This is a genomic window from Pseudomonas sp. Pdm06 (assembly GCF_014851795.1).
Classification (GTDB): domain Bacteria; phylum Pseudomonadota; class Gammaproteobacteria; order Pseudomonadales; family Pseudomonadaceae; genus Aquipseudomonas; species Aquipseudomonas fluorescens_AA.
In genome coordinates, this window is the sequence record NZ_JACVAH010000012.1 from 121,568 (window position 1) to 132,357 (window position 10,790).

Annotated in this window: 12 protein-coding genes and 1 other RNA gene; 9 read left to right on the forward strand and 4 right to left on the reverse strand. The window is 59.6% G+C overall.

Annotation, left to right across the window (positions count from 1 at the left end; all coding sequences use genetic code 11):
* The first annotated feature begins 47 nt into the window (after positions 1–47).
* From rplM to IB266_RS19795, 7 genes are all read left to right on the forward strand, one after another.
* On the forward strand, positions 48–476 hold the full coding sequence (gene rplM / locus IB266_RS19765; protein ID WP_003205365.1) for a 50S ribosomal protein L13: 429 nt from the start codon (positions 48–50) through the stop codon (positions 474–476).
* 14 nt (positions 477–490) lie between these two features.
* On the forward strand, positions 491–883 hold the full coding sequence (gene rpsI, locus IB266_RS19770; RefSeq protein ID WP_003205364.1) for a 30S ribosomal protein S9: 393 nt from the start codon (positions 491–493) through the stop codon (positions 881–883).
* Between the two features lie 256 nt (positions 884–1,139).
* Positions 1,140–1,733 carry a ubiquinol-cytochrome c reductase iron-sulfur subunit gene (gene petA, locus IB266_RS19775; RefSeq protein WP_060740746.1) on the forward strand — a complete coding sequence of 198 codons (594 nt, stop codon included), beginning with the start codon at positions 1,140–1,142 and terminating at the stop codon, positions 1,731–1,733.
* Positions 1,733–2,944 (forward strand): cytochrome b, encoded by a 1,212-nt coding sequence (locus IB266_RS19780; RefSeq protein WP_030138561.1) that lies wholly within the window; start codon positions 1,733–1,735, stop codon positions 2,942–2,944. The genes petA and IB266_RS19780 overlap by 1 nt, the downstream gene beginning before the upstream one ends.
* A complete protein-coding gene (locus tag IB266_RS19785) occupies positions 2,944–3,726 on the forward strand; it encodes a cytochrome c1 (protein ID WP_060740747.1) in 783 nt (260 codons plus the stop codon). The genes IB266_RS19780 and IB266_RS19785 overlap by 1 nt, the downstream gene beginning before the upstream one ends.
* A 151-nt stretch (positions 3,727–3,877) precedes the next feature.
* Entirely contained in the window at positions 3,878–4,495 is a 618-nt protein-coding gene (locus tag IB266_RS19790; protein WP_003178195.1) for a glutathione S-transferase N-terminal domain-containing protein, read from the forward strand.
* A gap of 16 nt (positions 4,496–4,511) precedes the next feature.
* Positions 4,512–4,925, forward strand: a complete 414-nt coding sequence (locus IB266_RS19795) for a ClpXP protease specificity-enhancing factor (RefSeq protein WP_053124982.1) — start codon at positions 4,512–4,514, stop codon at positions 4,923–4,925.
* A 684-nt stretch (positions 4,926–5,609) separates the two neighbouring features.
* On the opposite strand, the gene IB266_RS19800 is transcribed toward IB266_RS19795, so the two are convergent.
* From IB266_RS19800 to IB266_RS19815, 4 genes are all read right to left on the reverse strand, one after another.
* Positions 5,610–6,188 (reverse strand): BON domain-containing protein, encoded by a 579-nt coding sequence (locus tag IB266_RS19800; protein ID WP_192262171.1) that lies wholly within the window; start codon positions 6,186–6,188, stop codon positions 5,610–5,612.
* Positions 6,185–6,778 carry a phosphoheptose isomerase gene (locus tag IB266_RS19805; protein ID WP_007928463.1) on the reverse strand — a complete coding sequence of 198 codons (594 nt, stop codon included), beginning with the start codon at positions 6,776–6,778 and terminating at the stop codon, positions 6,185–6,187. Before IB266_RS19805 ends, IB266_RS19800 begins: the two co-directional genes overlap by 4 nt.
* Before the next feature lie 102 nt (positions 6,779–6,880).
* Positions 6,881–7,243, reverse strand: coding sequence for a YraN family protein (locus IB266_RS19810; protein WP_060740748.1), 363 nt, complete (start codon positions 7,241–7,243; stop codon positions 6,881–6,883).
* On the reverse strand, positions 7,243–9,054 hold the full coding sequence (locus tag IB266_RS19815; protein ID WP_192262172.1) for a penicillin-binding protein activator: 1,812 nt from the start codon (positions 9,052–9,054) through the stop codon (positions 7,243–7,245). The genes IB266_RS19810 and IB266_RS19815 overlap by 1 nt, the downstream gene beginning before the upstream one ends.
* Positions 9,055–9,261: 207 nt before the next feature.
* Between IB266_RS19815 and rsmI the strand changes: the two genes are divergently transcribed.
* Together rsmI and rnpB are read left to right on the forward strand one after the other, a co-directional pair.
* A complete protein-coding gene (gene rsmI, locus IB266_RS19820; protein ID WP_225613596.1) occupies positions 9,262–10,134 on the forward strand; it encodes a 16S rRNA (cytidine(1402)-2'-O)-methyltransferase in 873 nt (290 codons plus the stop codon).
* Between the two features lie 74 nt (positions 10,135–10,208).
* Positions 10,209–10,562, forward strand: an RNA gene (rnpB, locus tag IB266_RS19825) — RNase P RNA component class A.
* Positions 10,563–10,790 lie beyond the last annotated feature (228 nt).

Sequence of the window (10,790 nt, forward strand, 5' to 3'; positions counted from 1 at the left end):
TAAGATCCGCCGTCTAATTTACAGGGCGGCCCCTGAGGCTATAAAGAATGAAAACTTTTACTGCTAAACCGGAAACAGTAAAGCGCGACTGGTTTGTCGTCGACGCTGCTGGTCAGACCCTGGGTCGTCTGGCCACCGAAATCGCGAGCCGTCTGCGTGGCAAGCACAAGCCTGAGTACACCCCTCACGTTGACACCGGTGACTACATCGTCGTGATCAACGCTGAGCAAGTACGTGTTACTGGCGCTAAAACCACTGACAAAATGTACTACTCCCACTCCGGTTTTCCTGGCGGCATCAAGTCGATCAACTTTGAAAAGCTGATCGCCAAAGCCCCTGAGCGCGTGATCGAGACCGCGGTTAAAGGCATGCTGCCTAAGAACCCACTGGGTCGCGACATGTATCGTAAGCTGAAGGTTTATGCGGGCGCTGCTCACCCTCATACTGCTCAGCAGCCCCAAGAACTGAAGTTTTAACGGAATAGTTCATTATGTCGGCGACTCAAAATTACGGCACTGGCCGTCGCAAGACTGCAACCGCACGCGTTTTCCTGCGTCCGGGCACTGGTAACATCTCCATCAACAACCGCTCCCTGGATAACTTCTTCGGCCGCGAAACTGCCCGCATGGTAGTTCGTCAGCCGCTGGAACTGACCGAGACCGTCGAAAAATTCGACATCTACGTCACTGTTATCGGTGGTGGTGTAAGTGGTCAAGCTGGCGCAATCCGCCACGGCATCACTCGCGCCCTGATGGATTACGACGAGACTCTGCGTGGTGCTCTGCGCAAAGCCGGCTTCGTAACTCGCGATGCTCGCGAAGTTGAACGTAAGAAAGTCGGTCTGCGTAAAGCGCGTAAGCGTCCGCAGTACTCGAAGCGTTAATTTCGCTTCCGCTTTCAAAAGGCGCCCAGTTCCTCACGGAGCTGGGCGTTTTTTTATGGGCAAAAGAATTGCTCTGTGACAACTTGCCACATTCGTAGAGCCCCTATACTACAAGGCTTGGCGGTTTGGCCGCTTGGTAATTACCTTGTCAGAATTGGGGCTTTTCATTACCATTCGGCAAAATTTTTATAAGTTCAGATTTTTACTTAGTAGACGCCTGATCTAACAGGCCACAAAGCTGATGGGAGAGGACTGAATGAGCAATGACGGCGTGAATGCAGGCCGGCGTCGCTTCCTGGTAGCAGCCACATCCGTGGTGGGTGCTGCAGGAGCGGTGGGGGCTGCGGTCCCGTTCGTGGGGTCATGGTTTCCCAGCGCCAAGGCGAAAGCCGCAGGTGCACCGGTGAAAGTGAATGTCAGCAAGATCGAGCCAGGCCAGCAGATGATTGCTGAGTGGCGCGGCCAGCCGGTGTTCATCGTCCGCCGTACAGAGGAAATCCTGGGGAATCTGAAAAAGATCGAGGGTCAGTTGTCCGACCCGTCCTCCAAGAACTCTACGCAACCGACCTATGTCGACCCGCAGACGCGTTCGATCAAGCCAGAGGTCCTGCTGCTGATCGGGATCTGTACGCACCTGGGGTGCTCGCCAACGTTCCGTCCTGAAGTGGCGCCTGCCGACCTGGGCAAGGACTGGGTCGGTGGTTATTTCTGCCCTTGCCACGGCTCCCACTACGACCTGGCCGGTCGCGTCTACAAGTCGCAGCCTGCACCTCTGAACCTGCCAGTTCCCCCGCATTCCTATGAGACCGATGACATCATTGTCGTTGGCGTCGATACGGAGAAAGCGTGATGAGCAAACTAATGGATTGGGTTGATGCGCGCTTTCCCGCGACCAAAATGTGGGAAGACCATCTCAGCAAGTACTACGCTCCGAAGAACTTCAACTTCTTCTACTTCTTTGGCTCCCTGGCGCTGCTCGTTCTGGTCAACCAGATCGTCACCGGTGTCTGGCTGACCATGAGCTACACCCCGTCGGCGGAAGAAGCGTTTGCCTCTGTCGAATACATCATGCGCGACGTCGAGTACGGCTCGATCCTGCGTCTGCTGCACTCCACCGGTGCTTCGGCGTTCTTCATCGTGGTCTACCTGCACATGTTCCGTGGCTTGCTCTACGGTTCGTACCAGAAGCCGCGTGAACTGGTGTGGGTCTTCGGCATGCTGATCTACCTGGCGCTGATGGCCGAGGCCTTCATGGGCTACCTGCTGCCGTGGGGCCAGATGTCCTACTGGGGCGCCCAGGTGATCATCTCGCTGTTCGGTGCGATCCCGGTCATCGGTGACGACCTGACCCAGTGGATTCGTGGTGACTACCTGATCTCGGGCATCACCCTGAACCGCTTCTTCGCCCTGCACGTGGTCGCCCTGCCGATCGTGATCCTCGGCCTGGTGGTGCTGCACATCCTCGCGCTGCACGAAGTCGGCTCGAACAACCCGGACGGCGTGGACATCAAGAAACACAAGGACGAGAACGGCGTACCGCTGGATGGCATCGCCTTCCACCCGTACTACACCGTGAAAGACATCGTCGGCGTGGTGGTCTTCCTGTTCATCTTCTGCTCCATCGTGTTCTTCTTCCCGGAAATGGGCGGTTACTTCCTCGAGAAGCCGAACTTCGAGCAGGCGAACGCGTTCAAGACTCCTGAGCACATTGCCCCGGTCTGGTACTTCACGCCGTTCTACGCGATCCTGCGGGCGATCCCGGACAAGCTGCTGGGCGTTATCGCCATGGGCGCGGCCATCGCCGTGCTGTTCGTCCTGCCGTGGCTGGACCGCAGCCCCGTCAAGTCGATGCGCTACAAAGGCTGGCTGAGCAAGATCTGGCTCGTGGTGTTCTGCATTTCGTTCGTGATCCTGGGCGTGCTGGGCGTACTGGCACCGACACCGGGACGCACGCTGCTGTCGCAGGTTTGCACCTTCCTGTACTTCGCCTACTTCATTCTGATGCCGTTCTACACCAGGCTCGAGAAGACCAAACCGGTTCCGGAAAGGGTGACTGGCTGATGAAAAAGCTATTTGCTGTACTGATTCTTGCTGCTATGCCTGTACTGTCCTTCGCGGCTGAACACGGTGGTCCGGAGCTGGAAAAAGTCGACATCGACGTTTCCGACAAAGCGGCCATGCAGGACGGCGCACGTACGTTCGCCAACTACTGCATGGGTTGCCACAGTGCCAAGTTCCAGCGCTATGAGCGCGTTGCCGATGACCTGGGCATCCCCCATGAGCTGATGCTCGAGAAGCTTGTGTTCACCGGTGCCAAACTGGGCGATCACATGACCATCGGCATGCAGCCTGCGGATGCCAAGACCTGGTTTGGCGCCGCGCCACCGGACCTGACCCTGGTGGCCCGCGTGCGTGGCACCGACTGGCTTTACGGTTACCTGCGTTCGTTCTACGAAGACCCTGCACGTCCTTGGGGCGTGAACAACAAGGTCTTCCCGAACGTCGGCATGCCTAACGTTCTGGTCGGCCTCCAGGGGCGCCAGGTGGTAGGCTGCAAACAGGTTCAGATCGTTGAAGACGGCAAAAAGCAATTCGATCCGCTGACTGGCTCCGCTTTGACCCATGAAGCCTGCGACCAGCTGACCGTATTGCCGAACACCGGCAGCCTGACCCCGGAGCAGTTCGATGAGAAGGTCAAGAACCTGGTGACCTTCCTGGCCTACTCGGCCAACCCGGTGAAGCTGGAGCATCAGCGCATCGGTACCTATGTATTGTTGTACCTGGCGTTCTTCTTCGTATTCGCTTACCTGCTCAAGCGTGAATACTGGAAAGACGTGCATTGATAAAGCTGTAAGCCATTGCTGTGAATCGTGCGCGCCCAAGGGCGTCTCTAGACATGTAACGAGCCTGGCCCGCCAGGTGTTACGGGAGACGCCCTCTGGGCGCGCTCGTTTTTCCGTTTTTCGATAATTTCAACAAGCGAGGAGGATCGCCATGGGCGTGACCAATCGGTTGGCCTGTTACTCCGACCCCGCCGACCACTATTCCCACCGGGTACGCATCGTACTGGCAGAGAAGGGTGTCAGCGCCGAGATCATTTACGTCGAAGCGGGTCGTCAGCCGCCGAAGCTGATCGAAGTGAACCCTTACGGCAGCTTGCCCACATTGGTCGATCGTGACCTGGCGTTGTGGGAGTCGACCGTGGTGATGGAATACCTGGATGAGCGTTATCCGCATCCACCCTTGCTGCCGGTTTATCCTGTCGCGCGTGCCAACAGCCGTTTGCTGATCCATCGTATCCAGCGTGACTGGTGCGGGTTGGTGGATCTGATCCTGGATTCCCGGACCAAGGAGCCGGCGCGGGTCGTGGCGCGCAAGGAATTGCGTGAAAGCCTGACGGGCGTATCGCCGCTGTTCGTCGACAAGCCGTTTTTCCTCAGTGAGGAACAAAGTCTGGTGGATTGCTGCCTATTGCCCATACTCTGGCGTTTGCCGATTCTGGGTATCGAACTGCCGCGGCCTGCCAAGCCGCTGCTTGATTATATGGAGCGCCAATTTGCGCGTGAGGCATTCCAGGCGAGTCTGTCTGGTGTCGAACGCGACATGCGCTAAGGCTTAGGGAGCCGCTATGAACTCCAGTCGACCTTATCTGGTCCGCGCGCTCTACGAGTGGATTGTGGACAATGATTGCACCCCGCACATGCTCGTCAATGCCGAGTTTCCATCGGTGCAGGTGCCACAGGGTTTTGCCAATGATGGGCAGATTGTCCTGAACGTGTCGCCAGCCGCTGTGCGTCACTTGCACATGGATAATGATGCCGTCAGTTTTGAAGGGCGCTTCGGTGGTGTGCCACACACCCTGTACGTGCCTGTTGCTGCGATTCTGGGGATTTATGCCCGGGAGAATGGCCAGGGCATGGTGTTTGAGCTGGAAGCGCCGCTGGACGGTGAAGAAGAGTTCGAGCCGGATGATGACCTGCCACCGCCGGATGACGAGCCGCCGCGGCCTAGTGGTCGGCCTAGTCTTAAGGTGGTGAAGTAGCGGAGCAGGTAATCTGTTCGCTGTTCGCTGAGGAAAATGCCCGTGTCGTGAGATGCGGGCATTTTTTTGCTGTATTCGCTGGGGGATTGGTGTGTATATCCGTTTCTGCGGTAACGGCTACTGGCGGTTCCGCCCTTACGGCGGCTCACTTTTGAGAAGCGCAAAAGTAAGCAAAACGCTTTTTGCCCCACCACTAGGCACCTCGCCTAGGCTCGGTGTTCCCTCACTCCGGCATTGCTCCGTGGGCCGCCGCGAAGGGCCATCCATGGCCCAGCGCGGCTATCCCGGCATCCATGCCGGGATGCCCACTGCGCAATGCCTGCGTTCGGCCGGCGTGGTTAATGGGGCGCCCAGATCAAAAGCAAAAGCAAAGCAAAGCAAAAGCGAGGCGGCCTTGTAGCCGACCTGTCTCCTCCGGCTGTACCCGATCCCATTGTGGGAGCGAGCTTGCTCGCGATGGCGTCAGGTCAGCAGCATCGATGTTGGCTGATACACCGCAATCGCGAGCAAGCTCGCTCCCACAGTTGATTGGGGTGCAGCCAGGGGAGACAGGCCGGCTATAAGGCCGCCTCGCTTTTGCTTTTGATCTGGGCGCCCCCGACCAAGCAAAAAAACGGCGCTCCCCTGTGATGGATGAGCGCCGTTTTTTCCAGCCGCATGCAGCCTCAAGAGCCGCGAGTCGCCTCAGTCAATATATTCAAACAACTTGACGATTTTCTGCACCCCGGAAACCCCCTGCACCAGGTTGGTCGCCTGGGCGGCTTCCTGCTTGGTCAGCAGGCCCAACAGATAGACGATGCCATTCTCGGTCACAACCTTGATACGCGAGCCAGGAATGCTGGCGTCGGTGAGCATCTGGGTCTTGATCTTGGTGGTCAGCCACGCATCGTTCTGGCGCGCCAGCACCGAGGAGGGTTGCAGGACCTGCAGTTCGTTATGCACGGTCTTGACCCGCTGTACGGCGCTGGCTTCCTGCTCGGCCTTGGCCTTGAGGTCTGCGCGTGGGGTCTGGCCGGCCAGCAGTACGACACCGTTGAAGCTGGTGACGACGATGTGCGAGTTGTTGTCCAGGTCCGGGTCGGCCTTGGCAATGTTCACGCCGACCTTGGTTTCAATCAGGGAGTCGTCGATCTTGCTGCCGAAGGTGCGGGTGCCGCGGTCGTCTTCAATCGGCTTTTCCCGGCTGGCGTTAACCACCGATGTGCAGCCGCTGATGCCGAGGCATAGGGTCAGGGCCAGAAGGCCTAGGCGATTAGGGGTCATTCTTCACTCCCGAACAGTTGGCTGTCGATCAAGTCGCAAAGGCAGTGGATCGCCAGCAGGTGGACTTCCTGGATACGTGCGGTGACATTGGCCGGTACGCGGATCTCGACGTCTTCAGGCAATAGCAGTGATGCCATGCCACCGCCGTCACGACCGGTCAATGCTACGACAATCATTTCGCGATCATGTGCGGCCTGGATCGCTTGAATAATATTGGCCGAGTTGCCGCTGGTGGAAATTGCCAGCAGCACATCGCCGGGTTGGCCCAGGGCGCGGATCTGTTTGGAGAAGACTTCGTTGTAGCTGTAGTCGTTGGCGATCGAGGTGATCGTCGAGCTGTCGGTGGTCAGGGCGATCGCCGGCAGGCTCGGGCGTTCGCGCTCGAAGCGGTTGAGCAGCTCCGACGAGAAATGCTGGGCGTCGCCGGCCGAGCCGCCATTGCCGCACGAAAGCATTTTGCCCTCGTTGAGCAAGGCGTTGACCATCACTTGGCTGGCTTGCTCGATGTGCGGTGCAAGTACGTCCATCGCCTGTTGCTTGGTGTCGATACTGGCCTGAAAAAGCTGGCGAATTCGCGATTGCATGTCCATCTGTGTGACCTTAAGTAGCGCGGCTTATAGGCACAAACATGTGCGGCGCGCAAAGCAAAGAGCAAAAAAGTTGGGTGAAGGTGTCCGGCTCGGCATGGGCGCTCAACTGTCGAAGGCGTTCTGCAGCCAGTTCAACTGGGCGGCGTTGCTGTCGATGGCAACCACGTCGAAGCGGCAGGGGTAATCGGCCCAGCGAGACTCGCGTTGCAGGAAATACTGCGCGGCGAACACCAGCTTCTGGCGCTTGCGCTCGTCAATGCTGTCGAGCGCGCCACCCCATTGGGTATTTTTTCTGTAGCGGACTTCGACGAATACTACTGTATCGCCGTCAAGCATGACCAGATCAAGCTCGCCGCGTTTGCACAACCAGTTCTGCGCCACCAGCCGCAGGCCGTGTTGCTGGAGATGCGCGAGGGCCTGGCCCTCGGCATCCCGTCCGCTTTGCTGGCGTGATCGGTCAGGCATCAGCGCTGGGTGTCCGGCAGGCGCTGCACCTGGCCGTTGACGAACTCGGCCCATGGCAGTTGACGCTGTACACGCTGGGTGGAAGACACGGCCAGGCTGCCCGACAAACCTTCGATGCGGCTATCCGGCAGCGTCTTGAGTTGGCCCAGGCGTGGTGCCAGGCGATAGGCATCCGCGCCCATCGCGTATAGCCGACCCAGGCTGCCGCCCGCCTGTGGCCACTGCGCGGTGACCTGCTTGCGCAGCGGGTCATTGGCGTCGAGCAGCCACGGGGTTTCGCAGAAGCGGATGCCGCTCATGTCGTTGTACTGGTTCTGGTCGCCGCTGGCGCTGAACACCGAAGACGTCGCGTAGACCGGTACGTCGCCGGCGTATTGGAAGTTCAGGGTTGGCTTGATCTGCTGGGCCTGCTGCGGTGTCGAGGCCAGGAAGATGAACTCGATGTCCTGGCGACGGGACGGCTGGGCCGCGACTGTGGTGCCAACGGTGCTTTGCAGGCTCTTGGCGCGACCTTCGCTCTGGCGCAACTGGAACATGTCGGCGATCTGCTGGGCCAGTTGGACCGGCTGGTCGACACGTTCGATCGCGACGATGGTGCCGCCGTTGGCCTGCCAGTCCTGGCTGAAGGCTTTCAGTACGCGATCGCCCCATTCGCCCTTCGGTACCATGGCGGCGGCGCGGTGCAGGCCATCGGCGCGGGCGCGACGGGACACTTCGCGAGCTTCATCCTCGGGTGCCAGGCCGAACTGGAACAGTTGCGGTGGCCCTTGCTCGCCTTCGCTGTAGTTCAGCGCCAGGGTAGTGATTGGCAATTGCGGGCGGGTGCTGATCTGCTTGACCAGGGGTTTTTCCAGCGGGCCGATGACCAGTTGCACGCCGTCGGCCTGGGCCTTGCGATAGAACTCGTCCATGGAGGTCAGGCTGGCGCTGTCATAGAACTGGATGCTTGGCGGCGTTTGCCCGGCCTGCTGGGCCTGGTAGTGCGCGGCCATGAAACCCTCGCGCAAGGCCTTGGCAACCGCTGCCAGCTGGCCACTTTGTGGCAGCAGCAGGGCGATCTTGCTCAGTGGCTGGCTGGCCAGTTCCTTGAGCTTGACCAGGGGTGTCGGCAGTTGCAGGGCGGCGGGGTGCTTCGGGTTCTGTTCGCGCCAGTGGTCGATGGCCGCCTGCTGCTGTTCCAGGGTGCCGGCGGTCTTGACGGCCTGGGCCAGGCTCAACCAGCCGCCGAGGTCGTCGTTGGAGGCGGGCTGCAACTGGTCGGTGGGCAGTGAGGCGATCAGCGACCAGATGGCTTCGTGGTTTTTCGCCGCGGCGTCGTCCTTCAGCAAGGGTGCGATGAAGATGCGCTCCTTGGCGGCGGCCAGGGTCTGGCCGTCGGCTTCGAGCGCGCGGGCGCGGACGGTACCGGTGCGGACCTGCTGCTCCACTGGCATTTCGCTCAGGTGTTGCAGGCTTGGGTGGCTCAGGGCGGTCAGCGCGGCTTTGGGCTGGTTGCGGGTCATCGCCAGTTCCGCCGACAGCGTGCTGGCGAAAATCTGCTGGCCGGGCTTGAGTTGCTCCATCGGCACTTGTTGCAGGATCTGTGCGGACTGGCCGGCATTGCCCTGGCGGTAGGCCAGGTCTGCGGCGCTCAGGCGCAGCAGGGCGGCTTTTTCCGGGGTTTTGCTTTGGGTGGCCTGTTCGAGCAACTGCTCGATACTGGCATCCGGGGTCCGTGGAAGTTCGCCAAGGCTGGACGAGGGCGAGCTGGCGCAGGCCGCCAGGAGGGCAGCGAGGCAGAGGGCGGAGAGCAGCCGCAGGCAAGCGATCATGTAAGTGTTCCTGATACGAGATCAAATTAGCGTCGAATTGTACCCAAGCGCTGGCCGGGGCGCGATGTTACTGGCGTGAATCGATCAATTTAGGTATTTCAAAGAGTGCGGCGCGCCACAAAAGACAGGGTATTGCCTCTGTGGTGAACAGCTGAGACGGCCGTCACACGCTACAATGGCGGTTTTTACGATCATGAGGTGCGCGTTTTGACTGCTCCAGGTGCTTTGAATTCCGCTGCCGGCTCGCTTTATGTGGTGGCGACGCCCATCGGCAACCTGGACGATATCAGTGCCCGGGCGCTGAAAATCCTGCAGGAGGTTGCGCTGATCGCGGCTGAAGATACGCGTCACTCCCAGCGCCTGCTGCAACATTTCGGCATCTCCACACCGTTGGCGGCCTGTCATGAACACAATGAGCGGGACGAAGGCAGTCGTTTCATTACCCGGCTGTTGGCAGGCGATAACATCGCGCTGATTTCCGATGCGGGTACGCCGTTGATTTCCGATCCCGGCTATCATCTGGTGCGCCAGGCCCGGGCGGCGGGTATCAGCGTGGTGCCGGTGCCGGGGGCTTGCGCGTTGATCGCGGCGCTGTCGGCGGCAGGCCTGCCGTCGGACCGTTTCATCTTCGAAGGTTTCCTGCCGGCCAAGGCGGTGGGGCGGCGGGCGCGCCTGGAAGCTATAAAGGAAGAGCCGCGCACGCTGATCTTCTATGAGGCGCCGCACCGCATCCTGGAGTGCCTGCAGGACATGGAGCTGGTGTTCGGTGCCGAACGCCAGGCGCTGCTGGCCCGGGAGTTGACCAAGACCTTTGAAACCCTCAAGGGGCTGCCGTTGACCGAGTTGCGCGCCTTTGTGGAAAACGACAGCAACCAGCAACGCGGCGAGTGCGTCGTGCTGGTGGCGGGCTGGACGCCGCCGCAAAGCGAGGATGCCGTCAGCGGCGAGGCGATGCGCGTCCTGAACCTGCTGCTCGAGGAAATGCCCCTCAAGCGCGCCGCGGCCCTTGCGGCGCAGATCACTGGCGAGCGCAAGAATGTGCTGTATCAGGTCGCCCTGGGAAAACAGAAAGACCAGTGAAACCGGGACAAGGTGCTGGCCCGGGGCTTTTAGCGCTTGTTCTTCAAGCGCTCTACCGTTAACCTTCGCGGCGGAGAGTCGATCGGACAGTCGCTGCCCTCTATGAGAATTAGGGGGGGGAGGAAAGTCCGGGCTCCATAGGGCGAAGTGCCAGGTAATGCCTGGGAGGCGTGAGCCTACGGAAAGTGCCACAGAAAATAACCGCCTAAGCGTTTCGGCGCCGGTAAGGGTGAAAAGGTGCGGTAAGAGCGCACCGCACGGCTGGCAACAGTTCGTGGCTAGGTAAACCCCACTTGGAGCAAGACCAAATAGGGTCCCAAGGCGTGGCCCGCGCTGGGACCGGGTAGGTTGCTAAAGATGTCCAGTGATGGCCATCGTAGACGAATGACTGTTCAAGACAGAACCCGGCTTACAGATCGACTCTCCACCTTTTCCCTTCCTGCCGGAATCACTGGCAGACGCAGTTCCTAAGACCAAAAAAATCTTACTCTTAACAAATCACTTTAACTTGTGCGCGCAGTCCCCTGTGCTGCTTCAGGTTGGGGCGAATTTTCCTACGTCAGATTCTTGTTACCCCTCCTGAAACGCTCCTAAATCTCCGATCTATAAGGCTTTTCCTTCATTACGCGCCTTGACGGTGCGGTGGGCGCATTCCT

What these genes read in the sequence shown, in the direction of transcription:
- rplM (WP_003205365.1), top strand. Translation starts at nt 48, where the DNA reads ATGAAAACTTTTACTGCTAAACCGGAAACAGTAAAGCGCGACTGGTTT.
- rpsI (WP_003205364.1), top strand. Translation starts at nt 491, where the DNA reads ATGTCGGCGACTCAAAATTACGGCACTGGCCGTCGCAAGACTGCAACC.
- petA (WP_060740746.1), top strand. Translation starts at nt 1,140, where the DNA reads ATGAGCAATGACGGCGTGAATGCAGGCCGGCGTCGCTTCCTGGTAGCA.
- IB266_RS19780 (WP_030138561.1), top strand. Translation starts at nt 1,733, where the DNA reads ATGAGCAAACTAATGGATTGGGTTGATGCGCGCTTTCCCGCGACCAAA.
- IB266_RS19785 (WP_060740747.1), top strand. Translation starts at nt 2,944, where the DNA reads ATGAAAAAGCTATTTGCTGTACTGATTCTTGCTGCTATGCCTGTACTG.
- IB266_RS19790 (WP_003178195.1), top strand. Translation starts at nt 3,878, where the DNA reads ATGGGCGTGACCAATCGGTTGGCCTGTTACTCCGACCCCGCCGACCAC.
- IB266_RS19795 (WP_053124982.1), top strand. Translation starts at nt 4,512, where the DNA reads ATGAACTCCAGTCGACCTTATCTGGTCCGCGCGCTCTACGAGTGGATT.
- IB266_RS19800 (WP_192262171.1), bottom strand. Translation starts at nt 6,188, where the DNA reads ATGACCCCTAATCGCCTAGGCCTTCTGGCCCTGACCCTATGCCTCGGC.
- IB266_RS19805 (WP_007928463.1), bottom strand. Translation starts at nt 6,778, where the DNA reads ATGGACATGCAATCGCGAATTCGCCAGCTTTTTCAGGCCAGTATCGAC.
- IB266_RS19810 (WP_060740748.1), bottom strand. Translation starts at nt 7,243, where the DNA reads ATGCCTGACCGATCACGCCAGCAAAGCGGACGGGATGCCGAGGGCCAG.
- IB266_RS19815 (WP_192262172.1), bottom strand. Translation starts at nt 9,054, where the DNA reads ATGATCGCTTGCCTGCGGCTGCTCTCCGCCCTCTGCCTCGCTGCCCTC.